Source organism: Candidatus Electronema sp. JC (genome assembly GCF_048287365.2).
Classification (GTDB): domain Bacteria; phylum Desulfobacterota; class Desulfobulbia; order Desulfobulbales; family Desulfobulbaceae; genus Electronema.
Genome location: NZ_JBLWEM020000057.1, coordinates 67,741 through 92,405, shown reverse-complemented (window position 1 = coordinate 92,405; position 24,665 = coordinate 67,741). Strand labels below are relative to the sequence as shown.

Annotated in this window: 24 protein-coding genes and 1 tRNA gene; 13 read left to right on the top strand and 12 right to left on the bottom strand. The window is 58.1% G+C overall.

The window, feature by feature from the left end; genetic code table 11:
* Positions 1–41: 41 nt before the first annotated feature.
* From ACNKH3_RS09535 to ACNKH3_RS09510, 6 genes are all read right to left on the bottom strand, one after another.
* The gene (locus tag ACNKH3_RS09535; protein ID WP_420209053.1) at positions 42–536 is read right to left on the bottom strand and encodes a Panacea domain-containing protein; all 495 of its coding nucleotides are present in this window, start codon (positions 534–536) and stop codon (positions 42–44) included.
* Positions 537–644: 108 nt separating this feature from the next.
* The gene (locus ACNKH3_RS09530; protein WP_420209052.1) at positions 645–917 is read right to left on the bottom strand and encodes a hypothetical protein; all 273 of its coding nucleotides are present in this window, start codon (positions 915–917) and stop codon (positions 645–647) included.
* Between the two features lie 13 nt (positions 918–930).
* Positions 931–1,896, bottom strand: coding sequence for a hypothetical protein (locus tag ACNKH3_RS09525; protein WP_420209051.1), 966 nt, complete (start codon positions 1,894–1,896; stop codon positions 931–933).
* A gap of 243 nt (positions 1,897–2,139) precedes the next feature.
* Positions 2,140–2,228: transfer RNA gene (locus ACNKH3_RS09520), tRNA-Leu, on the bottom strand.
* Between the two features lie 75 nt (positions 2,229–2,303).
* Entirely contained in the window at positions 2,304–4,574 is a 2,271-nt protein-coding gene (locus tag ACNKH3_RS09515; protein WP_417916172.1) for an Rne/Rng family ribonuclease, read from the bottom strand.
* A 46-nt stretch (positions 4,575–4,620) separates the two neighbouring features.
* On the bottom strand, positions 4,621–5,628 hold the full coding sequence (locus tag ACNKH3_RS09510) for a radical SAM protein (RefSeq protein ID WP_420209050.1): 1,008 nt from the start codon (positions 5,626–5,628) through the stop codon (positions 4,621–4,623).
* A gap of 259 nt (positions 5,629–5,887) precedes the next feature.
* Between ACNKH3_RS09510 and ACNKH3_RS09505 the strand changes: the two genes are divergently transcribed.
* From ACNKH3_RS09505 to ACNKH3_RS09495, 3 genes are read left to right on the top strand one after another with little or no spacing between them, the layout of a single operon-like run.
* A complete protein-coding gene (locus ACNKH3_RS09505) occupies positions 5,888–8,242 on the top strand; it encodes an LPS-assembly protein LptD (RefSeq protein WP_417916087.1) in 2,355 nt (784 codons plus the stop codon).
* A gap of 4 nt (positions 8,243–8,246) precedes the next feature.
* Positions 8,247–9,218, top strand: a complete 972-nt coding sequence (locus tag ACNKH3_RS09500) for an acetyltransferase (protein ID WP_420209049.1) — start codon at positions 8,247–8,249, stop codon at positions 9,216–9,218.
* Between the two features lie 25 nt (positions 9,219–9,243).
* A complete protein-coding gene (locus tag ACNKH3_RS09495) occupies positions 9,244–10,308 on the top strand; it encodes a lytic murein transglycosylase (RefSeq protein WP_420209048.1) in 1,065 nt (354 codons plus the stop codon).
* Between the two features lie 180 nt (positions 10,309–10,488).
* Here the strand turns inward: ACNKH3_RS09495 and ACNKH3_RS09490 are convergent, their stop codons facing one another.
* Together ACNKH3_RS09490 and ACNKH3_RS09485 are read right to left on the bottom strand one after the other, a co-directional pair.
* A complete protein-coding gene (locus ACNKH3_RS09490; RefSeq protein WP_420209047.1) occupies positions 10,489–11,658 on the bottom strand; it encodes a metallophosphoesterase in 1,170 nt (389 codons plus the stop codon).
* A 150-nt stretch (positions 11,659–11,808) separates the two neighbouring features.
* Positions 11,809–12,666: a universal stress protein gene (locus tag ACNKH3_RS09485; protein WP_420209046.1), complete on the bottom strand. Its 858-nt coding sequence runs from the start codon at positions 12,664–12,666 to the stop codon at positions 11,809–11,811.
* 325 nt (positions 12,667–12,991) lie between these two features.
* Between ACNKH3_RS09485 and ACNKH3_RS09480 the strand changes: the two genes are divergently transcribed.
* From ACNKH3_RS09480 to ACNKH3_RS09450, 7 genes are all read left to right on the top strand, one after another.
* Positions 12,992–13,996 carry a sulfite exporter TauE/SafE family protein gene (locus ACNKH3_RS09480; RefSeq protein WP_420209045.1) on the top strand — a complete coding sequence of 335 codons (1,005 nt, stop codon included), beginning with the start codon at positions 12,992–12,994 and terminating at the stop codon, positions 13,994–13,996.
* Positions 13,986–14,429 carry a hypothetical protein gene (locus ACNKH3_RS09475; protein WP_420209044.1) on the top strand — a complete coding sequence of 148 codons (444 nt, stop codon included), beginning with the start codon at positions 13,986–13,988 and terminating at the stop codon, positions 14,427–14,429. Before ACNKH3_RS09480 ends, ACNKH3_RS09475 begins: the two co-directional genes overlap by 11 nt.
* A gap of 157 nt (positions 14,430–14,586) precedes the next feature.
* Positions 14,587–15,780, top strand: coding sequence for a trypsin-like serine peptidase (locus ACNKH3_RS09470; RefSeq protein ID WP_420209043.1), 1,194 nt, complete (start codon positions 14,587–14,589; stop codon positions 15,778–15,780).
* 41 nt (positions 15,781–15,821) lie between these two features.
* Entirely contained in the window at positions 15,822–17,849 is a 2,028-nt protein-coding gene (gene pbpC, locus ACNKH3_RS09465; RefSeq protein WP_420209042.1) for a penicillin-binding protein 1C, read from the top strand.
* Positions 17,850–17,959: 110 nt separating this feature from the next.
* Complete coding sequence (locus tag ACNKH3_RS09460; protein ID WP_420209041.1) at positions 17,960–18,211, top strand: type II toxin-antitoxin system Phd/YefM family antitoxin; 252 nt, start codon at positions 17,960–17,962, stop codon at positions 18,209–18,211.
* Entirely contained in the window at positions 18,208–18,483 is a 276-nt protein-coding gene (locus ACNKH3_RS09455) for a type II toxin-antitoxin system YafQ family toxin (RefSeq protein WP_420209040.1), read from the top strand. Before ACNKH3_RS09460 ends, ACNKH3_RS09455 begins: the two co-directional genes overlap by 4 nt.
* Positions 18,484–18,584: 101 nt before the next feature.
* Complete coding sequence (locus ACNKH3_RS09450; protein WP_420209039.1) at positions 18,585–19,295, top strand: hypothetical protein; 711 nt, start codon at positions 18,585–18,587, stop codon at positions 19,293–19,295.
* Here ACNKH3_RS09450 and ACNKH3_RS09445 read toward each other — a convergent pair.
* Complete coding sequence (locus ACNKH3_RS09445) at positions 19,267–19,575, bottom strand: hypothetical protein (RefSeq protein WP_420209038.1); 309 nt, start codon at positions 19,573–19,575, stop codon at positions 19,267–19,269. The two genes, ACNKH3_RS09450 and ACNKH3_RS09445, sit on opposite strands and share 29 nt — an antisense overlap.
* Before the next feature lie 89 nt (positions 19,576–19,664).
* Between ACNKH3_RS09445 and cbiB the strand changes: the two genes are divergently transcribed.
* Positions 19,665–20,657 (top strand): adenosylcobinamide-phosphate synthase CbiB, encoded by a 993-nt coding sequence (cbiB, locus tag ACNKH3_RS09440; protein WP_417916478.1) that lies wholly within the window; start codon positions 19,665–19,667, stop codon positions 20,655–20,657.
* Between the two features lie 85 nt (positions 20,658–20,742).
* Positions 20,743–21,147 carry a hypothetical protein gene (locus tag ACNKH3_RS09435; protein WP_417916479.1) on the top strand — a complete coding sequence of 135 codons (405 nt, stop codon included), beginning with the start codon at positions 20,743–20,745 and terminating at the stop codon, positions 21,145–21,147.
* Here ACNKH3_RS09435 and ACNKH3_RS09430 read toward each other — a convergent pair.
* The 3 genes from ACNKH3_RS09430 to ACNKH3_RS09420 are packed head-to-tail and all read right to left on the bottom strand — an operon-like array spanning position 21,120 to position 24,053.
* Positions 21,120–21,725 carry an FmdE family protein gene (locus tag ACNKH3_RS09430; RefSeq protein WP_420209037.1) on the bottom strand — a complete coding sequence of 202 codons (606 nt, stop codon included), beginning with the start codon at positions 21,723–21,725 and terminating at the stop codon, positions 21,120–21,122. The genes ACNKH3_RS09435 and ACNKH3_RS09430 overlap by 28 nt on opposite strands.
* Complete coding sequence (locus ACNKH3_RS09425) at positions 21,725–22,774, bottom strand: hypothetical protein (protein WP_420209036.1); 1,050 nt, start codon at positions 22,772–22,774, stop codon at positions 21,725–21,727. Before ACNKH3_RS09425 ends, ACNKH3_RS09430 begins: the two co-directional genes overlap by 1 nt.
* A complete protein-coding gene (locus tag ACNKH3_RS09420; RefSeq protein ID WP_420209035.1) occupies positions 22,758–24,053 on the bottom strand; it encodes a U32 family peptidase in 1,296 nt (431 codons plus the stop codon). Before ACNKH3_RS09420 ends, ACNKH3_RS09425 begins: the two co-directional genes overlap by 17 nt.
* Positions 24,054–24,259: 206 nt before the next feature.
* Here ACNKH3_RS09420 and ACNKH3_RS09415 point away from each other — a divergent pair, with 206 nt between their 5' ends.
* On the top strand, positions 24,260–24,661 hold the full coding sequence (locus tag ACNKH3_RS09415) for an RNA-binding S4 domain-containing protein (protein WP_417916895.1): 402 nt from the start codon (positions 24,260–24,262) through the stop codon (positions 24,659–24,661).
* Positions 24,662–24,665: the final 4 nt, after the last annotated feature.

Below are 24,665 nucleotides of genomic sequence, written 5' to 3'. Positions count from 1 at the left end.
GCATAGTTTTCCGCCTCTTCTTCCGTCATGTCCATTGTGAATCAATACCAAGAATTGGTTTTCACAACGAAATATTCCCCTTCATTCCATTTCTTGCCTTGGAAATTTTTTGCAAAGGAAAGTTTTGAATAGTAATCATAGATAACCTGATCAGGAATGACCTGATCAGGCGGCGTGTCTGTCCACGGTGTTTCTTTATGCGTCATTGCGCTCAAAGCAACAGCGGACTGATTCACATAAGGATCGAGGAAGAATTTCAGCAGCTCCGCATCTTCACCTTGTATCTGCTGCTCTGATGGAGTTGCAGGCGCAGGAATGGGCTGCTTGCTGAAATCCCTATAGGAAAGATAAATAGACCTGTTCACCGGGCCATATTCCCACCGTTCAAATGCAGCATCAATGCACGGCCTGCCCGCAACAAGTGCCCATGCCTTTGCGTAATAGGCAAGTTTCTGCAATTTCATCGGAGTGATGTTCTTATCAGGATAAGAAATCAGGATGAATTCGGCGAGTGCGGCGGCGTTGATTTGGCACATGGCAGACTGTATCGAGCAAAAGGGTTTGAAAGGAAAATGCACAGCCCGACAGGCTCTGAAAAAACAGGAATACAGCTCAGTGTATTGTATCCTGCTGTAGATAGGTTGTCAATTATTCCTGAAACTGCGGCCTTGTTCCTTCCGGGCAATCCCTTCCAATATCCCAGCAATCTCGTTCGGGCGGAAGGAAGCAGACTCATGCCAAATCCCGAAGCCGCCATGATTGTTGACCGCCTCCACCCATTCCCGCAGATATTCCCGCTTGCTGCGGGCCAGCTCGTTGTCCTGCCCTTTGGTTTCCAAGATCAGGTGCGCCCCGTTGTTCAGCCGCACGATAAAATCAGGGGAATACTTGCGCACGGCTCCTTTGTGGGCGTACATGATGACAAGCCTATCAACTTCCTGTGCCGACAGTATATTCAGGGTGAACCCATTCTGACTCCCAATTCAGAGGTTCCGAAAGAGCAGCCACTTGTCCCCATTCTGAAAAATATGCTGAAGCTAAAGATAGTGATTCTATATATAGCGCATTTTCAAAGGAGTTGTTGCCGTTTTTTGATAAATTGTATGATCCTGACCAAACAGCGTAAGGTTTAATTTTTCCATAGTTGCCAAACAAATTGCACGATGGATATTTACCTGTATAATCTTCATATTCTTCATATATTCCTTTGTATCGACAGAAAACAAGAAACTTGTGGTGCATTAAAGGGAGAGAAAATTGGTTTTTTCTTCTTGCAAATCCAACACAACGGATAGCAGATATTGGTTCTGCTTCTGAGTCCATAGTATTTGTACGTAACACTATCGCTTCTGACGTTGCTTTATTTGTTCGATAAAGGCGAGGTAGTGAATTATAGGATTTATGAAGACGTTTATTAGAGCAATCTTTTTTTTCACCATAATCTGGCCTGAGAAATTCTTCCTTTTGAACTACAATAGATACGGCCACCTTCTCTTTAAGAGAATTTAGTATGGGAAAACTTGTAAGCCACGCCACACAGCCAACAACTATATCGGCATTTTTTATATATCTTATTATATTCGATTCTAAATCACGAAAATGCACTGAAACGCATTCAATGTCCTTAATATCTGAAAAAGAATAATCTGCCAAGTTGGCTTGTCCACCTTTCAATCCGTTTCCAAATAATTTTTGTTTGTTTAAATTTTGGATATCACGCCCCTGTATTTCAGCGATATTACTTACCAACATTTCATCAAATTTTTCTTGAGTAATACAACCACGATCTCGCATCGTAGTAAGTTCTTTTAACTTACTAAAAAACTGTTTGTTAAACCAATCTTCGTCAACATGGGCATGTTGCTCAATATTCCGTTTCTTCGGGGTGCTTTTCATGGTGTCGGCTGAAAACTGCGGCTGTGTTTTTTGAGAAATACAATCGGGCGGCGCGGCGGGTCTCTTGCATCCCAGCGCGGGAACGAGACCTGTCAAATATAGCATAAGCGGCACCTTTTTTCAAGAAATGCGAAAGCTGCTCTGCTCTCACAAAAAAGGGTCAAGCGTTCCCCATAACCGAGCGGCTGCCTGCCATAAAAGAAAAAGGGCTGCCGCCTTTCAGCCGCAACCCTTGAATTGACGTGGTGCCCGGAACGAGAATCGAACTCGTACAGCTGCGAAGAGCCGAGGGATTTTAAGTCCCTTGCGTCTACCTGTTCCGCCATCCGGGCGATGAAGAAGAATGCCGCTGCAAAGATTACCGCCTGTCCGCCCTTTTGTCAAGAGAGCGGACAGGGCGGCGGGTGTCAGAGCAGAAAATCAATCTTCTGATCGTTGGGCTTCATCTCCGGGCAGAGGCGGATTTCAATCGCCGCCTGATGCTTGGCCTCCAGCTCGGCGATGTCCTCCCGCTTCTTGTTGAGCAGATACTGGCCGACTTCGAGCGGCAGATGCACCTCAACCCGCCGCACCCTCCTGCGGCTGACTCCGGTCTGAATCCGGCGCAAGTAGTGCAGAGCCAGCGTTTCGACCGAACGGAGCACGCCGCGCCCGCCGCAGTATTCGCAGACGTGATAGCTGCCCTTCTCAATCGGCGCGCCCATCTTCTGGCGTGATATCTGCATCAGGCCGAAGCGCGAGATGCGGCTGATGTCCACCTTGGCTTTGTCGCGGCGCATGGCGTTCTTGACCTGCCGCTCCACCTCCTTGATGTGGGACATGTTGCGCATGTCAATGAAGTCCACGACAATCAGGCCGCCGAGGTCGCGCAGGCGGAGCTGGCGGGCCAGCTCGTCCGCCGCCTCCATGTTGGCGAGGAAGATGGATTGGTCGAAGTCGCCCCGCTGCGAGGTGCGGCCTGAGTTGACATCAATGGCCACCAGCGCTTCGGTGGGGTTGATGACAATTGAGCCGCCGGACGGCAGCTGCACCTGCGGCTGGTAGATGGACTCAATCTGCTCCTCGATGCTGTGCTGATTGAAGATCGGCTTCACGCCCCGGTGCAGCTTGACTTGGATTTTCCGCTGCTGTTCCGGCAGGCCAGCGACAAAGCGGGTCGCCTGATCGCAGGCATCTTGGGTGTCAGCGATGATCTCCTGAATGTCCGGGGTGAAATGGTCACGGAGAAAGCGGACGATGGTGTCCTGATCCTCATAGACCATTGCGGGCGAGGGCATGGTCTGACCGCGCCGCTTGATCTCCTCCCAAAGCGTGAGCAGCTGGCTGAGGTCTTCCTCCAGCGCGACCGGGGTGATCTCGGCGCTGGCCGTGCGGATGATGTAGCCGATGCCCTCCGGCAGGCTGAGGTTGCCGATCATCTGCCGCAGCTCGCTGCGCCGCTCCTCGCCGGAGATCTTGCGCGAGATGCCGGTGCTGTCGCTGCCCGGCATGAGAACAAGGCAGCGGCCCGGCAGCGACAGATAGGTGGTCATGTTCGCGCCTTTGTTGCCGGTGATCTCCTTGACCACCTGCACCAAGACTTCCTGTCCCTTGTTGACCACATCCTCAATCTTCAGCTTCCGCCACTGCTGCTGGCGGATGAGCGTGCGGGTCTGCTCGCTGATGTCCTCTTTGTAGTATTCCGGGTGAATGTCGCAGAACGGCAGGAAGCCGTTGCGCCCGGTGCCGATCTCCACAAAGGCGGCTTGCAGATTCGGCTCGATAGAGACAATCCGGCCTTTGTAGATGTTGTTCTTGGTGCGCTCGCTCACCGTGGTTGAGACATGGAAGGTTTCCAGCCGCCCGTCCTCAACAATGGCGATGCGGCATTCCTCCGGCTCCTCCGCGTTGATCAGCAGCTTCGCGCAGACCTTTTTGCCGCTGCGCTCCTGCGGCTCATCATCGCGAATCAGATCGTCTTCATCATCGTCCTCTGTCCGGCTCCGCTGCGGCTGCCGCTCAGGCCGCTTCTTTTCCCGCTGGCCTTTCTTCTCAGCAGGCGGCGCTGGCGCAGCAGCCTCATTGACAAGGGCGGCCCCGCCCTGATCTGTCTGCGGCTCGGCCTTTTTCTTGCCCCGGCGGCGCGAACGCTTCTTCTTCGCGGGAGGCACTGCGTCTGTAGCTGGTGCCGCTGCGGTGCTGGCTTCAGCGGACGACGGCTGCTCTTCAGCGGGAATCACCTCGGCAGCAGCCACCGGCGGCGCGGTCTCCTCTGCAACAGGCGCGGCTGCTTCTTCCGCCGCTGGCTGCTCTTCGCTTTTCTTTTTCCGAGGAGCGCGTTTCTTCGGCACTTTCTTTTCCGGCACAGCATCAGGCGGCACTGCCGCTTCAGCCGGAGCTTCTGGCTGTACTATCTCCGCCGCTGGTTCCGCTGCCGCAGGCTCTACGCTTTGCTTTTTGCGAGGAGCGCGTTTCTTCGGGGCCTTCTTTTCTTCAGCTGGAGCTTCCGGCTGAACTGTCTCTGCTGTTGTTGCAACTACAGTCGTCTCTTCGCTTTTCTTTTTGCGAGGGGCGCGCTTCTTCGGCGCAGGCGGTGTCGCCTCTTCTGCCGCCGCTTCCGGCGCGTCTTTTTTCACTGACGCTTTGCGCGCCTTTTTCTCCTGCTGCTCTTCAGCGGGCTTCTCCGCTTCATCGGTCATAATTCAACATCCTGAATAAAAAAGTAAACAATCTAAGCAGCCGCGCTCATTCCGAATGCGCCTCGTCCGGGCCTGTCTGATAATAGAGCCTGCCGTTGTGCGTCCGCTTGTGCAGCAGACCGTCCCGGATCAGCGCGTCAAGCAGCTGCTCAACCCTGTCCGCCCCTCCCGCATGGAAGACGCGGTTTATGTCGGCAGCCGTGCAAGGCCGCCGTTTCAGCATTTCAACAATCTCAGCCTGCAAGGCCAGCCGGTCCGCAGTCTTGCCGAGATCAATTGTTCTTTGCCCGTCTGCTCCGTTTTCCTCCTGCGTTGCGCCGCCGGAAAGCATGTCCACAGGCCGAGCCGGGTCGTGACGGAGAAACTCCGCTGCAACCGCCTCCATCCGTGCTTGTTCCACAGGCCGGGCGAACGGCTCCAGCGGAGGCCGGATCACCGTGTTGAGCTGAATGCGGTCAAGCCGCATCTGCGCCGCCGCCTGGCAGAGGGCCGCCACTTCCTCATCCGTGTCGTTGATGCCTTGGGCGAGCAGGATTTCCAGCCAGATCTGGCCGTGAAACTCGTGCGAAAAGACTGTCAGCCCCTCGATGATTTTGGCCAAATCAAGGCAGCGGGCCGGTCGGTCAATCTTCCTGAATCCGGCAGGCAAGGCGGAATCCAGCGATGGAATAACCACATCCGCAGCGGCCAGCTCGCGCCTCACCTGCGCGTCCCAGAGCAGAGTGCCATTGGTCAGCACTGCAACCGGTTTCGCCGCCCGCTGCTTCAGGTGGGCGAGAATCTTGCCCAAGCCAGAATGCAACGTCGGCTCGCCGCTGGCCGTGACCGTGACGAAATCCACTGCCGCCGCTCGCTCCTGATCCGCGAAAAAGGCATCTATCTCCGCCTTGACCGCCACTGTTGGAGCATATTCCACCCGCTCGCAGGTCAGAAGCGTGGTTGCCCCCACTTCGCAGTAGATGCAGTTGAGGGAGCAGATCTTTTCCCTGAAGAGGTCAATGCCCAGCGAACGTCCGAGCCGCCGCGAGTTGACCGGGCCGAAGATGTAGTTCATAGGAAGACTGCGGAGATGCGGAGACCGCTGCCGCCGGAGGAATTCACTTTGGCAAGGATGAGGTTGAAGGGCCAAAAACCTGACTGCGCAATACCTTGCTGTATAAAAGAAAATTCCGCTTTGCGCAAGGACAAACTGCGCCGCCTGCCGCGCCTTTTCCCTTGACACGGGCAGGGCGGGAGCGTAAGTTTGAGGCTGAACCAGCCGTTTGCAAGCTGTTCTTTTCCTTTTCCGAACACATCCACAGGAGCGCGTCACCGTGCATTCCCAGCGATATTTTTTCCCGGCAGCGGCGCTGGTCTGCTGCGCCGTTTCCGTTTTGCGTCCTGCCGCCGCTGAGGCGGAGTCTGTCAAGGCCCTGCAATGGGAGATCAACGCCGACAAGCTGACCCGGCTGGAGAATCCTGCCCGGATTGTGGCGGAAGGCCATGTTGAACTGATCAAGCTGCAAAAAACGGCGGCGGACAGAAAAAAAGGCCGGTCAGCCCGCTGGAACGACCTGCTCGGCGAGGATGCGGGCCAGCCGGAGGAGGAGCAGCGTCCGGCGGACAGCGGCAGCTCCAAGGCTGTGCCGCAGATCAGTGAGAACGCCGCTGCCGAGGCGGATGAGGCCGGGCCGCGCATGGTCTCCACGGTCATGACCACGGTCAAGGCCGACCGGATGCTCTACAACATGGACGAGGGCACGGTGCGGGCGGACGGCAAGGTCTTTATCGAAATCGGCCCTGACCAGCTCAAGGCGGACGGCGGCACAGTCAATCTCAAGCAGGAGACCGGCTCCTTTGAGAACGCGGCCATCATCCGCCAGTACAAGGACATGCACCTTGAAGGCCAGAAAATTGAGAAAACCGGCGAGCTGACCTATCATATAGAGGACGGCTGGATCATCACCTGCAAGCTCCAGGACGGCGAAACGCCGCCGTGGAGCTTCAAGGCGGCGGAGGCGGACATCACCGACGGCGGCTACGCGTATCTCAAACACGCCACCTTCCGCATCAAGGATGTGCCGGTGCTCTACACGCCGATCATGATTCTTCCGGCCAAGCGCAGCCGCCAGACCGGCTTCCTTTTCCCGCTGGTGTCCATGTCCGACCGCAACGGCTTCGGCATGGAGCTGCCTTTCTTCATCAATCTCTCGCCAAGCGCGGACATCACCCTGTATCCGCATTACATCGCCAACCGGGGCTTCATGGCCGGAGCCGAGGGCCGCTATGCGCTGGATCAGGGCGGCAAAGGCACGCTCATGGCCAATTTTCTCTCAGACGATCTGAAGGCCGAAGGCAGCCGCACCTACACAGATCAGGAGCGGTACTGGCTGCGGGGCAAGGCGGATCAGGAATTCGGCGAATGGACAACCCGTTTGGACATTGATCTGGTTTCCGACCGCGATTACCTGAGCGAATTTGATTTGGGCCGCACCGGCCTGACCCTCAGCGACCGTTATTATTTGGAGCAGTTCGGACGCGGCTTGCAGGACAGAACCACAGATCAGCGGACCAACAGCCTGAAGGCGCTGCGCTCCTGGGGCAACGGCATGTCGCTGCGGGCCAGCCTGACCGGCGTTGACGATCTCGCCGAAGGCGAGAACGGCTCGGCCGCTCTTTGGAAATTGCCGGAAATCGAACATAACGGTCGCTTGACCGTTTATGAGGCGGTGAAAACTGACCTGTCATGGAGCACGGACTACGTTCATTACTGGCGCGAAGAAGGTGTCGGAGCGCAGCGGCTTGATCTGTATCCTAAAGTCACGGCGGCTGTGCCGCTGCTGGAGCAGCGGCTGAACGGCTCAGTCACCGCCGGTCTCCGCAACACAGCTTACGCCATTGACGGCAACGGCGATGCGGCTTGGGCTGACAGCGACACGGAAAACCGGCTTCTCGGCATTCTTCAGTCTGAACTCTCCACGCTGATGCGCAAGGATTTCGGAACTGCCGGCGACGGCTGGAGCCATGTCCTCCGCCCCTTCCTCAAGCACACCTATGTCACCGATGACGATAAGAATCTGCCCCAGTTTGACGGGGTGGACAGCTTCGGCGACCAGAACAGCATCACCTATGGCATCAACAACTTTTTCACTGTTTCCGGGATCAAGCGGAACAAGGAGGAGTTTGAGCGCGACTACGGCTATGTCAAGCTCCAGCAGAGCTATGACCTGCGCAGCGACGCAGGCGACGAGCCGTTCCTGCCGATCGAGCTGCGCACCGCCTGGTATCCGACCAGCAGCATGATTTTCCGCTATGAGACAGATCTTAACGTCTACGATGACGGTTTCCTCCGCCATTTCGCCGAAGGCGACTACCGGAGCTGGCGGGGCGACATCTTCTCCTTGGATTATCTCTATTATAAAAATATCTACAAGGACACCCAGGGCGGCAGCGACACCAGCTCAGTGCGGCTCTCAGCCTTGGTCAACTTGATGTATGACTTCTCCGCAGGCTACTCGCTGGAGAAATCTTTGGAAGATTCGATAACCCTCAAAGAGAAGGTAAGTTTGGTTTATCATCCGGCCTGCTGGGCCGTTGAGCTGGGCGCGGAGACCACCCCGGACAACGAGCAGATCACCATCATGTTCCAGCTCGCCAATATCGGCGCGCCCTTTGGCGTGGATTTCTAAGGCTATGAAGACGACGGATGTTTTCAACGGCGACGCGGACGGCATCTGCGCCCTGCACCAGCTCCGGCTGGCGCAGCCGCAACCGGAAGCCCGCCTGATCACCGGCGTGAAGCGGGACATCGCCCTGCTTCAGCAGATTGAGGAGGAGCGCGGCGGCCAGATCACGGTGCTGGACATCTCTCTGGACAAAAACCGCGCCAGCCTGCTCAAGCTGCTCGCCAACGGCTGCACGGTGCTGTACGTTGATCATCATTACGCAGGCGAGGTGCCGGTTTCCGAACGGCTGACCGTGCATATTGACCCGGAGCCGCTGCTCTGCACCTCGCTGATTGTCAACTGGCTGCTGGAGGACAAACACGCGCTTTGGGCGGTGGCCGGGGCTTTCGGCGACAACTTGGATGAAGCCGCCCTCCAGCTCGCCCGGCGGCTCGGCCTCAGTCAGGAGGATACGGAGCGGCTGCGCGAGATCGGCATTCTGCTCAACTACAACGGCTACGGCGCGGCCTTGGACGATCTCTATTTTCATCCTGCCGAGCTGTACCGCCTTGTCCGGCCTTACGAAAATCCGCTGGCTTTTCATGCCGAATCCCCGGCCCTGCGCACGCTGCGCGAAGGCTGCCAGAACGACATGGACAGAGCTTTGTCCGCCAAACCGCTGCATGAGGACAAAGCAGGCCGGGTCTTCCGCCTGCCTGCCGAAGCGTGGGCGCGGCGGGTTTCCGGGGTCTGCGCCAACGCCTTCGCCAATCAGCGGCCCGCGCAGGCGCACGCCCTGCTGACCGAAAACCGCGACGGCTCGCTCTTGGTCAGCGTCCGCGCTCCTTTGCAGAACCGGAACGGCGCGGACCTGCTCTGCCGCCAGTTTCCGAGCGGCGGCGGACGAGCGGCGGCGGCGGGCATCAACGCCCTGCCTGCTGACCAGCTTGACGATTTCATCAAGGCCTTCAGCTGCCAGTTCGGGCGGCAGGCCGTCTGATCAACCTGAACTTCCGGCCTTTCTCATGCGCATAGCCTCCCTTTCCTGCTCCGTCCTGCTGTTCGCCGCCCTCCAGCTCGCCGTACCGCCTGCACCGGCATTTGCGCAGACAGGCAAGGCTCCCAAAGCCGCCGATCTGGTGCAGGACGGCCAGCTGATTGACCTTCAGCAGCCGAAATACCGCCAGCTCTTCCGCGAGCTGGAGCAGAAATACGGCTTCAGCCAGAACGAGCTGCGCCAGATCTTTCAAGGCCAGAAAATCTCCAGAAAAGTGCTGGAGCTGATGGACCGGCCTTGGGAGGCCAAGCCGTACTATCAATATTCTCCGCTCTTCGTCACCGAGCAGAATATCCGCACCGGCAAGGCCAAGCTGCGCGAGCACAAAGCACTGCTCGACCGCGTTGAAGGACAGTTCGGCGTGAATCGGGAAACCATTGTCGCCATCTGGGCGGTGGAGACCAAATACGGCACGAATCAGGGCAGCTTTGATGTTCTTCAGACGCTGAACACCCTCTTTGACGCATACCCGCGCCGCTCGGACTTCTTCCGAGAACAGCTGGTTGATTTCCTCCGCCTCTGCAAGGAAAACGGGATTGATCCGCACGGCATCAAAGGCTCTTATGCCGGGGCCTTCGGCCAGACGCAATTCATTCCCTCCTCCTTCCGCTCCTTCGCAGTCAGCTTTGACGGCGACCGCAAGCGCGATGTCTGGAACTCAGTGCCGGATGTGCTCGCTTCCATTGCCAATTACATCAGCAAGCACGGCTGGGTGCTGGACGCGCCGGTTTACGCTGAGCTGGGGCCGGAGCTGAAGGACAAACGGCTGCGCGAGGCGATGGAGAAAGGCTGGCAGAAAGGCCGGGTTCCAGTCGAGGCCGTCCGCGCCGCCGCGCCAGGCCGGACGATTCCGCCTTCGCCGGGCAGTCGGTCGCTGTCGATTGTCGGGCTGGAATTGGATCCGCAGCAGTCAGCGCAGGCCTTCCGCTACATCGCGGGCTATCCCAACTTTCAGGCCATCACTCACTGGAACCACTCCAACCGCTACGCCATGGCCGTGACGGAGCTGGCCGAGGCGTTCAAGAAGCCCTGACGCGCGCCTTCGGCTCCGCTCAGGGGCCGTTCCCTGCTGCTCCTGCAAAAACATCGGGCGAGGTTTTTACAAACCCTCGCTCGATCTCATAACACGGCATCGCTCGATCCCGTATAATTCCCTCGCTCGACCTCGTGCTGCGAGATCGAGCGAGGGTTTCTTTTGACATCGGGCGAGGCACTACTTGAGGATCAGCTCGGTGATTTCCTTCTCCGTGCCCACCCGCATCGGCGGCCCCCAGCTGCCTGTGCCCTGATTGACGTAAATCTGCATCTTGCCCTCGCGGTACAGGCCCCGGATGTAGGGCTGCTGGAGAAGGACGAAGTATTTGAAAGGCCAGATCTGGCCGCCGTGCATGTGGCCGGACAGCACCAAGTCCGGCTGCCAGACGGCAGCCTTCTGGGCGGCGGCAGGCTGATGCGCGAGCAGGATAACCGTGCGGCCCGGCGCAATCCCGCCTAACGCCCGCTCGTAGTCAGGCGCATCGCCGAAGCGGCCCGCCTTGTGGTCGTTGACTCCGGCGATCACCACGCTGTCGCCGCCGCGCCGCAGCTCGGTTCGTTCATTGCGGAGAATCCGCACGCCCAGCCGCTCAATCTCCGGCAGCCAGTCCTCCGCGCCGCTGTAGTACTCGTGGTTGCCAGTGACAAAGAACACGCCCTCCTTCGCCCGCAAGCCTCCCAGCGGAGCCAGTTCGCCGCGCAGCTGCGCCGCCTCGCCGTCCACCAAATCGCCGGTGATCGCGACCATGTCCGGTTCAAGGCGGTTGACTATGGCTACGATTTCGGCCAGTTCAGCGGCGGTGGTCATCTCGCCGATATGGATGTCAGAAAGCTGCACAATCTTGAAGCCCTTGAAGGCGGCGGGCAGCGTGTTCAGGCTGATCTCAACCCGGTGGACTGTCGGCGGCTCGGCTCCTTTTTTCACGCCGAAGGCGGTGACGGTCAGCACGATGAGCAGCCCGGCAGCAGCAGTGAGGCGGGAAAGCTGCTGCCAGCGGGCCGGATCCGGCTTTGCCCATTGCCGCAGCAGCAGGCAGCGGCCTGCTAAGGCAAGGATTTTCAGGGCATCGGCGCAGAGAAAAAAAACGAAGAAGAGCAGGAGCATCCCCAGCCAGAGATAGCCCAGCCAGGAGATGTGGAAGGTGTATGCGTAAGGCAGATGCCGCTCCAGCAGGCGGGGGAGCAGCGGCAGGAAAAAGAGGCTGACGAGGGCCGCTGTGCCTGCGCTTCTGGCTCTGCCGCTGAGGCCGGTGTCCTTGACCAAACGCCGCCAAAGATAATAATGCGCCCCGGCCAGCACCAAGCTGACCACGGCGATGAAGCGGAGGAAAAAGAGGGCTGCGGACATGAACAAATATTATTTGTGGTTACGCGGTTGAAAGTTGAAATTCTGTTACAAAGCGTTGCATTGCAATAGCACGAACCGCCAGTTGAGCAAAATCAACACGTTCTCCTGCGCATCCTGCTCCGCCGCCTGCGGAGCAGGACACAGAGCTGCCTACGCCTCTTTTTTCAGCACCAGCACGGCGCAGTGCGCCTTGCCGATGACCTTTTCGGTGACATGGCCCATGAGCAGCTTGCTCAGGCCCTTGCCATGGCCGCCAATTAAAATCATATCCACATTGCGCTCCCGCGCCGCTGCTGTGATCACCTCCGGCGCATGTTTGCCGACCAAGGCCAGCGGATGGAAGGCCACGTGCGGCGCCTGCTCCAAGCCCTGTCGGCACACCGCCTCGACCAGCTCTTGGGCTTGCGCCAGCCCGTCCTCAGACGAGGCCACAGAGACCACGTAAACCTCGTTCAAATTGGAGCAGTTCGCGCCTATGCTCACCGCCTCCGCCGCCGCAAGGCCGCTCGATTCGGAGCCGTCGACCGCCACGAGGACCTTTTCGCCGCCGATGGAGAAATCTTTTGGCACTACAAGCACTTTTGGGAAACCGTGACCGATAACCTTGGCGGTCATGCTGCCGACCAGCAGTTTGAGCAGACCTCCCCGGCCATGCCGACCCATGATCAGAACATCAGCCTGCTCCCTGCGGGCCAGCTCGGCAATTGTTTTATCCGGCTGATATGACTCCTCAACGAACGCCTCGCAGACCACCCCGGCATCCTTGGCCATTTTGAGAATTTTATCAAGATGACCGCTGATCTCCTCGCGCAGAACTTTGGAAACAGCATGGATGCTCATCGCCACCTCCGAATCAATCGGAATGACATGCAGCGCCACGAGTTTAGCCCCGCAGGCCTGAGCGAGAAAAATCGCCTCCTGCGCCGCGCCGTCGGTGTAAGAAGAACCGTCGGTCGCCAGCGCGATGATTTCCGCCTGCCCAATTAGCTGCCCGCTTTTTTCCCTCATCGCTGTCTCCTTTCTGCATCTGTTTGAAAAAGAAAGACTTTGCCAAGATTTTATCCCGGCAAATGTTTTCACCATCTTAACACCGCTGCGGAAAAGATCAAGCCTCAGAAGGTCTTTCTCTCCGCATTTTTTTCTTGACTTTTATTTTTTGTTTGCCTCCATTATGCTGACAGGGCTGCCTGTCAGCTCGCCTGCTTCGGAAGTTGTATTGTTTTCAAGCAATTACAAAGCAAGAGTGTCAAGTTTGCCGCCGCTGCCACTGTCTGTCAGTGTTGAATTTGTCAACAACTGTTGCTTTTTTAAACAAATCGAAAAAGAGGGCAAAATGAAGAAAAACGGAACAAGTAAGGGTTGGGGGGCGATGCCCGTCCTGCTGGCCGCCCTGCTGCTGGCGCTTCCAGCCGCAGCATTTGGAGCCGAGGCTGTCCCGGCGGACGCAACAGCTTGGTGGATCTGGCCGCTGCTGCTGTTAGTCGTGACCTTTGTCATGGGCATCGTCGCGGTGCTGGGCGGAGTCGGCGGCGGCGTGCTCTACGTGCCGATCATCGGCGGCTTTTTCCCCTTCCATATTGATTTCGTGCGCGGCGCGGGCCTCTTGGTCGCCCTCTCCGGCGCGCTGGCCGCCGGGCCGGGCCTGCTCAAGGCCAACTTGGCCAGCCTGCGGCTTGCCATTCCAGTCGCGCTGGTCGCCTCCAGCTGCGCCATCGTCGGGGCGATGTTCGGCCTCGCCTTGCCCGCGCACATCGTCAAACTGCTGCTCGGCGTGACCATCCTCGGCATCGTGGTGATTATGTTCACGGCCAAGAAATCCGACTGCCCGGACGTGCCCAAGGCCGACGCGCTCTCCAGCGCGCTCGGCATCTACGGCATCTACCAAGGCCCGGACAAAACCTTTGACTGGAAGATTCACCGCACCATTCCCGGCCTGCTGACCTTCATCATCATCGGCGTGATGGCGGGCATGTTCGGCCTTGGCGCGGGCTGGGCCAACGTGCCAGTGCTCAACCTGATGATGGGCGCGCCGCTGAAGATCAGCGTCGCCACCAGCAAATTCCTGCTTTCCATCACCGACACTTCCGCCGCTTGGGTTTATCTCAACAACGGCGCGGTGATTCCGATGCTGGTCGCGCCCTCGCTGATCGGCATCATGCTCGGCTCCTTCGTCGGTGTGCGGATTCTCAAAGTCGCCAAGCCCTCATTCATCCGCTGGATGGTCATCGGCATCCTCGCCTTTGCCGGCAGCAAGTCGCTCTATGACGGCATCAAGGCTATGAACGCGCCCGCAAAACCTGCAGTGCAACACACTCAGGAGGCTTCTCATGGAAAATAAGAAGGAACTGGCCGCATCTGAAGAGCAGATGCTCTACGCTGCCTGGCTGGAAAAAGGAATGCTGCTCGGTCTTGCGCTGATTGTCATCAGCTTCGGCCTCTACGTGTTCGGCATCATTGAGCCGGTGATTCCGTTAGACGAGCTGTCCAAGTACTGGGGCCTTTCGGTGAAAGAATATCTTGCCGCAGTGAACAGCAACTTCCTCCACATGGATCACGCGCCCACCGGCTGGGCGTGGATGACGCTCATCGGCAAGGGCGATTACATGAACTTCCTGCCGATCGCCATTCTCTCCGGCATAACCATTCTGTGCTATGCCGTGATTGTGCCGGTTTTCAAAAGAAAAGGCGACAAAGCCTACATGATCATGGCCATTGCCGAGGTCGTGATTCTGACTTTGGCGGCCAGCGGCCTGCTTGCGGTCGGGCACTGAACGCGGCTGATACGGTGCCGCAAGAAAGGCGGTTTTTAAGAGGAAAACCGCCTTTCTTCTTGACTTTGCCGGAGGAAAGAAGTAGCCTTTTTTGAAAATCAAGCATCTGCAATATCGCAGATGCTTGAAATAAAAAACCAAAAAAAGGTGGCAAGATATGAAAAGCAAAATGATCGTCATGAAATTTGCCAGTGTTGCGATGGCGCTTTCCTTGATTGGACTGGCTGGCGACGGACATGCTGATGATAAAAATGTTTCCAGCCGAAGCCGGAAAAACGCTCTGTCCTCCTCAGATGTCTCTCCTGACCTGCACATGGCCCAGCTGGAAAAAGCAGGCATCCGGCCTCAATCACGGATGCCGATGATCACTGATCCGGCCCAGCTTCCGGCTGGAGTGCGCACAATGCTGGAGAGAAAGGCGCAGGACGGCAGAACGTCCGCAGCTTATGGCAGCGAAGGACTTTTTCCGTTCACAACCAAAAGAGCCTTGACCAGCACAAAAAACAATCTGCCCACAGCATCATATTACAGAAAAGATACGGCGCGCGGCGTTGGCAAGCTGTGGATGCGTTTTGGTTCAGATTGGTATGTATGCACAGGATCAATCATTGACAAAGGCTTAGTGGTCACTGCCGCGCATTGTGTGCATAACTTTGGTCAAGGGGCTGAAGGATGGGCGGATGAGGTTCTTTTTGTGCCGATGCAGAATGGTAATTCTAAACCTTATGGGACATGGAAAGGAGAAGAATGGTGGGTGCCAGCAGTATATTACGACGGAACTGACAGCTGTGAAGTGGAATCACCAGGAGTGGTTTGCGAAAACGATCTTGCTGTCGTTGTCATCAAAAAGAAACCAACGAACCGTTATGTCGGCAAGGCAGTTTTCCCGGCACTGGGTGATTCTGTCGGAGGGAAATATAATCATCAGGCAGGCAATTACAGCTATGTTGACATATCCGCGCTCACAGAAGGCAAAACGCTGCTGGCGGCCCAGATAAGCCAGTTTGGGTATCCAGCGTCGCTGGATGACGGAACGCGCATGATTCGGACTGACAGCTTAGGTCTTCAAGACACCTTTTCAAATGTCGTGATCGGCTCAGACCAGACAGGCGGCTCCAGCGGCGGGCCTTGGTTCGTCAACTACGGCAGAGACTATGTCAGCGAAGAAAGCGCGCCTGCGGACCCGCAAATGGCGGTCATGGCTGTGACCAGCTGGGGATATGACGATGGCAGCATGATAAAAATTCAAGGCGCGTCACGATTCGGAACCAACAGCATATACACAGACAAGTCCAATATCGACAGCCTGCATGAGGATGTTTGCGCCGAATATCCGACGCACTGCTATTGAACCACACGCCGCCCAGTCTGTCCTCTCGGCGGCAAAGAAGAATGAAGCGACTCCTCTCAGTCTTGTCTGCCGCCGCCGTCCTGAGCGGCGGCCTTTTTTTTGCATATCTCGTCCAGCCGCCGCCCTTGCTGCGCAGGCTTCCAGTGCCCTGCTCGGCGCAGGTGCTGGACCGGGACGGCAAACTGCTCCATCTCTTCACGACTCAAGGTGGCTACTGGCGGCTGCCTGCCCGGCTGGAGCGCATTGACCCGGACTTCCTCCGCCTTCTTTTAGCCTGCGAGGACAAACGCTTCTGGTCGCACTGGGGGATGGATCCGCTCGCGCTGGGCCGGGCGGTCATGCAGCTGGCCGGGCATGGCCGCGCGGTTTCCGGCGCGTCCACCATCACCATGCAGACTGTGCGCCTGCTGCATCCACGCCCGCGCACAGTGCTGAGCAAGCTGATTGAAATGGCCGAAGCTCTGCGCCTTGAACGGCATCTGAGCAAGCAGGACATCCTTGAAACCTATCTGACATTGGCCCCGTATGGCGGCAATATTGAAGGCATTGAGGCGGCCTGCTTTTTTTATTTCCAGAAAGACGCGGCCCGGCTCACGCCTTCTGAAGCCGCCTTGCTGATCAGCCTGCCGCAGTCGCCGGAGCGGAGGCGGCCTGACCGCCGCCCGGCGCAGGCAGAAATAGCCAGAAACCGAGTGCTCGACCGGCTGGCGGAAAACGGCCTGCTCAGTGCGGATCAAGCCAAACTGGCGCGAACGCAGCCGGTACCTGCCAAGCGGCAGCCCGCGCCTTTTCTTGCGCCGCAGTTCAGCCGCCAGCTCCGCGCTCTTCAGCCAGAAAAGGAAATGCTCCTCAGCTCGTTAGACCGGGCCGTGCAGGAAAAAATGGAGGCCATCGCCGCGCAGGCCCAGCAGCGTCTCGGCGAGGAAGGCAAGAGAACGCTTGCCCTGCTGGCGGTGGATAACCGGAGCCGCCAAGTGCTGGCGCATGTCGGCTCCGGCGGTTGGCGGATCAGCAGCCTTGATCTGACCAAAGCGCGGCGGTCGCCCGGCTCGGCCCTCAAACCCTTCATCTACGGCCTCGCCTTTGAACAAGGCATTCTTCACCCAGAAACTCTGATCCTCGACCGACCGGGCCGCTTCGGCAGCTACGGCCCGGACAATTTCGACCGCACGCACCACGGCTGGGTCTCGGTGCGCGAGGCTTTGCATCGTTCGCTCAACCTGCCTGCGGTGCAGGTGCTGGAGCGCGTCGGCCCGCAGACGCTGCTATCTCGTTTTGCCTCAGTCGGCATTTTCATGGGCCGCAATCAGGGTGAAGCGGGGCTGTCCTTGGCGCTGGGCGGCACGGCAACAAATCTGCGCGACCTCACCGCCCTCTACGCCGCTCTGGCTGATCAGGGCGAATTCCGGCCCATCACTTTCAACCCTGCCGCGCCGCCCGGCCCGGAAAACCGCCTGCTGGCTCCGGCAGCGGCGTGGCAGGTGGATGAAATTCTGCGCAGCCTGCCTGCCGCCGCCGGATTGCAAACAACGGCAAGAATCCGCTATAAAACCGGCACGTCCTACGGCTTTCGCGATGCGTGGGCCATCGGCTACACCCGGCAGCACACCATTGGTGTCTGGGTCGGGCGGCCTGACGGCGGCTATGGCAAGCGCACTACCGGAGCCGAACTGGCTGTGCCGGTGCTGCTGCAAGCCTTCTCCGCTTTGCCAGCGCAAGTCGAAGCTGCCGACAGCCTGCCTGCTGGTTTCCAGCGGTTCAGTCATAATCAACTGCCGCCGCATCTGCAATATTTCAGCCGCTCGGCTGCCGAGCAGAGCCAGCCCCGCATTTATTATCCGGTGGACGGCAGCAGCCTGAATCTGGGTGACAATCCTGTTTTTGTCCTCAAAGCGCACGGCGGAACCCCGCCTTTTCACTGGCTGATCAACGGCCAGCCGGTGGCCAAGGAGCAGCAGGGCGAAATCATCTCCTGCCCGCCGCCGGGGCCGGGGCTTGCCCGCATCACCCTGATTGACAGCCAAGGCCGCCGCGACCGGGTTTCAGTCTGGGTAAATTTGGAGAACTGAGCGGGGCGATGGCGGCTGCGCCTGCCGCTTTTCCGCTTGCTTGCGGCAGGAAAGAAGTTTACAATCGTACTGTAAACAGTATCATTTAAAATGAGCAACAGGAGGCTGTCGTGAACAATATTACCGCCAACCAATTGAAGACAGAGGGAATTTCAGCTATTGAGAAGCATCTTGCCGTTGACCGTGAATTAGTCATCACAGTCCGGGGCAAAGAGAGATTTGTTGTAATGGAAATGCAGCATTACAACTATTTGCGGGAGTGCGAGCTTAATGATGCATTGCATGAAGTGCGGTCAGATTACGAAGCAGGCCGTTTTATTGCGGAAACCGTTGAGAGCCATATTCAGCGCATAACACAATGAGCTACAGAATCATCTACACGGAAAGCTACCTGAAGAGGGCGGCTCGCTTTGTCAAAAAACACCCTGATCTGATCTCGCAGTACGAGAAGACGCTGAAGATATTGGAAGTAAATCCGCAGCATCCTTCGCTCAGGCTGCACCAGCTCCAAGGCAAACTGAAGCATCTGCACTCTATTTCCATCAACATCTCCTTCCGCATCACCTTGGAGTTCTATTTCTCTGAGCAAGAGATTGTCTTGGTGAATGTCGGGCATCACAAGGAAGTGTATTGAATCTACAAAGAATTACCCGACTTGATCACGCCAAGATGTAGTTTCCGTACATTAGAGAGACACCTTACAGGTGGTCTTATATATTTTGAGAAAGGAATCCTATGTGCCTATATTTTATTATAGCTGTCATTATTATCATTTTTGATAAGAAAAGTTGTATAAAAATTACTGAGATTGATTTTAGTCAGATAGCAAGCTGGAGCAAGAAGAGTTGGCGCTGGCTCTGTATAGGAAGAGAGCTTTTCGGAGGAGCGTCTATCATTATTTTTAGCATAATAATATGCTGGATTTCTGATTGGAACAGCAAAGTTTTTATTATTGTAGGGTGTGCGCTTCAGATAGCAGGAGTAAGCCAAGCTATCACCAGCTTGCTCGAAATTAGAAAATATTTCAACCATCCTCCGTTGTTCAATATTATAAAGCAATGGTTCAAATTATATCCAGAGAAGACAAAGAAGAAAACAGGGAATTGTTGTAGTGTATCTATTACATTTACCTCCTCTAAATCAGAGAAAAACGAGCTGTCAGTAATTGACCAAGCTAAACCTCTTAATGAAAAAGTTGATCTTCTCATCAGTAATATGGAGCAGATCAAGGATATATTCTTTCCAGAGCTTCGTCGTGACATTGACCAGCTCAAGAATAAAACAGACAAACTATCTGCCGACATGAGAAAAGAGATCAAGGAAAAGACAGCTACTATCTACAAAGGGGTGGAACAATTGCACCTCGATGATTTCACTCTAACGCTTATAGGTCTTGTTTGGATTGGAGCAGGCACAATTATGGGTGCAATAGGTTCTTTATTGTAATGAAGTTAAATAACGACTTGCGCAATCCGACCACGTCCAAGCAGCTATTTCCGCCATCGGCGGCATCAGCGCGTACATCACCACAACCTTCCTTGATGTCCACAAGCTGTCGCTCAACCAGCTCAACCGCTATTTCACTCAGCCGGTCATCAACGATCATATCGTCATGGCGCAGCGGCTCGCGGAAGATGTAAAAGATGATGAAGTCAGGAAGAAATCCTACGAGAAGATCGTCAGCAGCATCACCGCGCTGATTGATGCCACCAACGCGGATCTGCATAAAAGCAGCGTGAAATGATGATGCCTTCCTCCGCTGCCCGCCGCGACCGGGTTCCGGTCTGGCGGGAGCATTGAAACCTCATTTTCTGTATGTCCTTCCTCTGCGTTCTTTTTGCCGCCTGCCTGCTTGATCTGCTCTTCGGCGACCCGCGCTGGCTGCCGCATCCGGTCCGGCTGATCGGCTGGTTCGCCGCCCGCATGGAGCAATTCACTCGCCGCCTGCCCATCAGCGAATGGAGCAGCGGCGGACTCACTGTTGCGCTCGTGCTGCTGGCTACGGGCTGCGCTTGCGCCGCGCCGCTGCTCGCCGCTGCGCATTTTTCCCGTCTGGCACTGCTTGTTTGCGCCGCGCTGCTGCTTTGGACGACCTTGGCGGCCCGCGATCTGATCAGCCACGCCATGCAGGTGCATGTGGCATTAGGTGAAAGCCTTGCGGTGGCCCGTCAGCGCGTGGCCATGCTCGTTGGACGGGACACGGCACAGCTTGATGCGCCCGGCGTGATCCGCGCTTGCATCGAAAGTGTGGCTGAGAATATGTCGGACGGCATCACCGCGCCGCTGTTCTGGGCTTTTGTCGGCGCGCTGATCGCTTTGCCTGCTGGCGGGGACTATCCTGCGGCTGGCGCGGCCCTTGCAGCCATGCTGTACAAGGCGGTCAGCACTATGGATTCGATGTTCGGCTATAAAAACGAGCGGTATCTCCGCTTCGGCTGGCACCCGGCCCGCCTGGACGATCTGGCCAACTTCCTCCCGGCGCGGATTTCCGGCTTCGCGATTGCGCTGAGCGCCCCGCTGGCGGGCGGCAGCCTGTCCGGCGCATGGCGCGTCCTCCTCCGCGACCGCCGCAACCACGCCAGCCCGAACTCCGGCTGGCCGGAAGCGGCGGCAGCCGGCGCGCTGGGTGTGCAGCTCGGCGGCGAGGCGAGCTATTTCGGCAAAATTACGCGCAAGCCGCTCATCGGCGACCCGCTCCGCGCCCCGGCGGCGGCGCAGATCGTCATGGCCTGCCGCCTCGCCATAGCCGCCGCGCTGCTCTGCCTGTGCGGCTTCACCGCAATTTTCCTCGCCGCCGCCGTCCAGTGAGTCTTGAAATGGGCCGGACGGCCTGATATAATCGAAAAAAGACACCAACAGACTGTTTTTCAACTGCATTCAGGGGGGAGATGAGATGCGCTTCCGACAATTCTTCTGTGCAGCCGTTATTCTTCAATTCGGCATACTTGCAGCTGTTTCGCCTAGCCCTGCGGCGGCGGAGCAGCTTTCGGCCAAGGAAAAGGCGTGGTTTGACACATTTCAGCGGGGCACAGTCTACGCGCGCGGCTGGCAGGACATCACGGAGGCCATTCTGGCCAAAGCGCCAGCGGCGATCAAAAGCGATTTGGAGAGAAATCTGAACGACCTTGGCGCCCGGATCGGACGGGAGTGGAGCAGAAACAACGATATCCGCAGAATTGACAACGCCATGCTGCGGCAGTGGGGCAACATGCTGGAACAGACGGCGGAGCGGGAGCCGGAGCGCATCCCGCAGGTGGTGGCCAAATTGAATCAGAAAGTTGTGGCTCTGCTCGACTGAACGGGCTTCCAGTACCTCTGCCCGGCGCAGGCCCGGCAGAGCGTTCTGCCGTCCCGCTCCGTCTCGCGGCAGTCTTGGACATAGTCGCCGCAGTCCGCGCACTGCACCCGGCGCAGCGGGCGGCCCGGCAGGTCGCAGTCCGGGATGTCTACAGCGACTTCCTCTGCTGTGAACAACTCCTCCTCCGGCATGACCCGGTAGGCTTCCAGCTGCCGCTGATATTTGTCCGCCAGCTCAGGGCAGTATTTGGTGGACAGCTCGCGGGCTTCCTCCCGCGCTGTGACCCGCGCCGCCTTGCCAGTCGCCAAGTTGACAAAGGTGGCCGCCATGATGCCGAAATCCATCCAGCGCAGCGAGCGCTTGCCAAGGCTGCATCCGGTCACGGACTGAATCGCGTCCGTGGCGCAGCGGTCGATCTCCACGATCACGTAGAGCTTTTTTCGGTCCGCTCCTTTGGGATCGTCAATGCCGATCAGGCGGAGGCCGAGCAGGGCCATCCGCACCCCGATCACCTGCCCGGCGCAGAGATGGCCGTGAATCTTCGCTGAAATCTCCAGCAGCTTTGCAAAAGACTCCATCAGACCCGCTCCTTCAGGGGATGGGAGATGGAGCTGAACAGCTCCATGCAGAAACGGCAGGTCTCGCAGCGGTTGTTGCAGACCGAGAGCATGTTGGCGAAGTCAAAGGACAGGCCGCTGTTGTCAATATGCAGCTCCGAGGCCAGCCAGTGCGAAGAGTCGAGCAGCTCCAGCAGATTGCCCTTCCAGCTGCGGGCGATGTACGCGGCGATAATCCGCCTCAGGGCCGCGCTGTTCAGATTTCTGCCGCTGATCTTGATGATGTCCACATCGTAGAGATAGGAGTCAACATCTTCCGGACGGATGAAAGGCGACTGAAGTATCCGGTACGGCTGCTTTTTCAGCAGCTGGCGGCAGCCGAGGGTGTTGTTGATGCCATGACTGCACGTTCTGCCCTCCATGTTGTCCAAGGCGATGTACGCGTCGTGGGAGGAACGGTAGGGGCAATGAGGCAGGCAGCCTTCATTGCCGACCAGCTCCAGCTTCAGGTCAGGCAGTCCCTCGCGGCACCAGCGGGCGATCTCGGTCAGCCTGCTGAGATTGCGGTTGAGGGCGCGGTCGAGCGCAATCCGCGTCGGCGGGCGGAAGCGGGTCTCGCCGATGTAGGCTAAATGCGCGTCAATCTTGGCCTGCGAGTCGAGCATGGTGTTGAGGCCCGGCACCGCCTCCAGCTCGGCGGCCAGATCCGGGGCTTCGTTGGACAGGCATTGCAGCAGGTAGTGGTCGCAGTAGATGATGCCGCTGATCACCTTGCGCTCGGCGCAGATGGCCAAGGCGTTGATCAGCCGCCTGAGCTGCTCCCGGTCGGTGAGCAGGGCCGGGCCGTAGAAGCGGCTGTTGAGCAGGGCGTAGCGTTTGGGCACCGCTGTCTCCTCCAGCAGGCCGGCCAGAGCCTCGACTGTCTCCACAGTCTGCGAATGCGCCCGGTTGTCCATGCGCCGCGCGCCGGGCAGACTGAAATGGACACTGTCGATGTGGCTGCTGCTGCTGTTGAGAAACTCAATATAGGCTTCTTCAGGAAGAAAGGGCACATCAAGGAACGGTGTCATAATTCAGTCGAGTTGAGGATGATTGATGCCGCTGGTCGAGTCGTTTGCGGAACAGCGCGCTGACCTCCACGCCTGCGGGCGGGGGCGCAAGCTCCGGCGCGACCACGCAGCCGGGACTGGCCCGCCGCACCGCCGTTCCGTCGGCGGCGGCCATGGACAGCACCGTGCAGACTTCAGGCTCCAGCTTCCGGCCCAAATATTCAATTTGGTCGCCGACCTCCAAGACATTGCGGGTTTCGAGCAGCAGCGGCTCGGCGCCGCGCACAATGCCGACAGGGACGAACGGCTGCATCTCCCTCATTCTATCATAAAGCATGGCCGCAGATGAAGGGGCGGCGGCAAAAAAGTTTTCCGTCTGGCCTCGCGTGCCGATTTTGGCCGCCTCTTCAGCAAAGGCGGGCGGCAGGACGATCTCCTCCCACGCCGTCCCGGCCTTGCGCCGCTCTTTGATCCAGTCCAGCGCGGCCCGGTACAGCCTGACCGCCGCGCCCACGTAGCCGACCGACTTCATCCGGCCCTCAATCTTGACGGAATCAACCCCGGCGGCGGCCAGCTCCGGCAGGCGGAGCAGCAGGCAGAGGTCGCGGGAGTTGAAGATGTAGGTGCCGCGTTTGTCCTCCTCGACCGGGAAATACTGGCCGGGCCGCTTCTCCTCCAGCAGGCGGTAGGAGTAGCGGCAGGGATGGGCGCAGTCGCCGAGATTGGCGTTGCGGCCTGTGAGATAGCTGGAGAGCAGGCAGCGGCCTGAATAGGAGATGCAGAGCGCGCCGTGGACAAAGACCTCCAGCGCGATGTCCGGCACAGCCTGGCGGACAGTCCGTATCTCCTCCAAACCCAGCTCGCGGGCGAGATTGATCCGGCGCACGCCCTGCGCCGCCCAGAAGCGGACGCTGGCCTTGTTGGTCACATTGGCTTGGGTGGAGAGATGCAGCGGCATGTCCGGCACAGTTTCCCGACAGAGCAGGAGGATGCCCGGATCGGCGACGATCAGCGCGTCCGCACCTGCCTCGCGCAGAAAGAGCAGGTAGTCCTCAAAACCGTTGAGATCGCGGTTGTGGGCAAAGATGTTCACGGTCACATAGACCTTCACCTCGTGCTGATGCGCATAGCTGACCGCCTCGCGCATTCCGGCGCGGTCGAAATTGCCTGCCTGCGCCCGCAAGCTCCAATTTGCTCCGCCCAGATAGACGGCATCTGCGCCGTAATGGATCGCGGTGATCAGCTTCTCCCGGCTGCCTGCCGGGGCCAGCAGCTCAGGCATTGTTTCGTCATTCTTCATGCGGTTTCTCCTGCCCGGCGGAAAAGCGGCGGCAGCGGCTGCTCCGTCTTGACCGGCTCTGATTTTGCGGATATGGTGGATGTGCGTTCTGCATTCTCACCATAAAGTGCGGGGTCTTCCCTGTCAACAGCGGCGGCTGCCGCGCAGACGCTTCTTGTGCGCCGCAGGCTGGGCAGGTCTTGCATTACTCCATCTCTCATACGGACATGAACCACGAGCAGCAGCAGGAGAGCGTTGTCCGCATCGACAAGTGGCTCTGGGCGGCCCGCTTCTTCAAGACCCGCGCCTTGGCCTCGGCAGCGGTGAGCGGCGGCCATGTGCAGGTCAGCGGCAGCCGGGTCAAGCCCTCGCGCAACGTGCAGGTCGGCAACAAGCTCCAGATCAGGCGCGGCGAGGAGCTGTTTGAGATCGACGTGCTGGCCCTGAGCGAGCGGCGCGGCCCGGCCAAGGACGCTGCTCTGCTCTACGCCGAGACTGAGGACTCGCAAGCCAAGCGTGAGGCCGCCCGCGAGCTGCGCAAGCAGATTGGCGGCCCGATGGCCCGGCCAGAAGGACGGCCTGACAAGCGCGACCGCAAGAAGATACGTCAGTTTATCTTGAAGGAGTAGAGTC

Bases quoted from the DNA above. Each gene is read 5' to 3' on its own strand.
- pbpC (WP_420209042.1), top strand. From the start codon at position 15,822: ATGAAGCGACTCCTCTCAGTCTTGTCTGCCGCCGCCGTCCTGAGCGGC.
- ACNKH3_RS09525 (WP_420209051.1), bottom strand. From the start codon at position 1,896: ATGAAAAGCACCCCGAAGAAACGGAATATTGAGCAACATGCCCATGTT.
- ACNKH3_RS09530 (WP_420209052.1), bottom strand. From the start codon at position 917: ATGTACGCCCACAAAGGAGCCGTGCGCAAGTATTCCCCTGATTTTATC.
- ACNKH3_RS09495 (WP_420209048.1), top strand. From the start codon at position 9,244: ATGCGCATAGCCTCCCTTTCCTGCTCCGTCCTGCTGTTCGCCGCCCTC.
- ACNKH3_RS09430 (WP_420209037.1), bottom strand. From the start codon at position 21,725: ATGGAGTCTTTTGCAAAGCTGCTGGAGATTTCAGCGAAGATTCACGGC.
- ACNKH3_RS09435 (WP_417916479.1), top strand. From the start codon at position 20,743: ATGCGCTTCCGACAATTCTTCTGTGCAGCCGTTATTCTTCAATTCGGC.
- ACNKH3_RS09445 (WP_420209038.1), bottom strand. From the start codon at position 19,575: ATGCAGATCCGCGTTGGTGGCATCAATCAGCGCGGTGATGCTGCTGAC.
- ACNKH3_RS09510 (WP_420209050.1), bottom strand. From the start codon at position 5,628: ATGAACTACATCTTCGGCCCGGTCAACTCGCGGCGGCTCGGACGTTCG.
- ACNKH3_RS09415 (WP_417916895.1), top strand. From the start codon at position 24,260: ATGAACCACGAGCAGCAGCAGGAGAGCGTTGTCCGCATCGACAAGTGG.
- ACNKH3_RS09470 (WP_420209043.1), top strand. From the start codon at position 14,587: ATGAAAAGCAAAATGATCGTCATGAAATTTGCCAGTGTTGCGATGGCG.
- ACNKH3_RS09535 (WP_420209053.1), bottom strand. From the start codon at position 536: ATGTGCCAAATCAACGCCGCCGCACTCGCCGAATTCATCCTGATTTCT.
- ACNKH3_RS09475 (WP_420209044.1), top strand. From the start codon at position 13,986: ATGGAAAATAAGAAGGAACTGGCCGCATCTGAAGAGCAGATGCTCTAC.
- ACNKH3_RS09485 (WP_420209046.1), bottom strand. From the start codon at position 12,666: ATGAGGGAAAAAAGCGGGCAGCTAATTGGGCAGGCGGAAATCATCGCG.
- ACNKH3_RS09425 (WP_420209036.1), bottom strand. From the start codon at position 22,774: ATGACACCGTTCCTTGATGTGCCCTTTCTTCCTGAAGAAGCCTATATT.
- ACNKH3_RS09455 (WP_420209040.1), top strand. From the start codon at position 18,208: ATGAGCTACAGAATCATCTACACGGAAAGCTACCTGAAGAGGGCGGCT.
- ACNKH3_RS09515 (WP_417916172.1), bottom strand. From the start codon at position 4,574: ATGACCGATGAAGCGGAGAAGCCCGCTGAAGAGCAGCAGGAGAAAAAG.
- ACNKH3_RS09500 (WP_420209049.1), top strand. From the start codon at position 8,247: ATGAAGACGACGGATGTTTTCAACGGCGACGCGGACGGCATCTGCGCC.
- ACNKH3_RS09490 (WP_420209047.1), bottom strand. From the start codon at position 11,658: ATGTCCGCAGCCCTCTTTTTCCTCCGCTTCATCGCCGTGGTCAGCTTG.
- cbiB (WP_417916478.1), top strand. From the start codon at position 19,665: ATGTCCTTCCTCTGCGTTCTTTTTGCCGCCTGCCTGCTTGATCTGCTC.
- ACNKH3_RS09420 (WP_420209035.1), bottom strand. From the start codon at position 24,053: ATGAAGAATGACGAAACAATGCCTGAGCTGCTGGCCCCGGCAGGCAGC.
- ACNKH3_RS09450 (WP_420209039.1), top strand. From the start codon at position 18,585: ATGTGCCTATATTTTATTATAGCTGTCATTATTATCATTTTTGATAAG.
- ACNKH3_RS09480 (WP_420209045.1), top strand. From the start codon at position 12,992: ATGAAGAAAAACGGAACAAGTAAGGGTTGGGGGGCGATGCCCGTCCTG.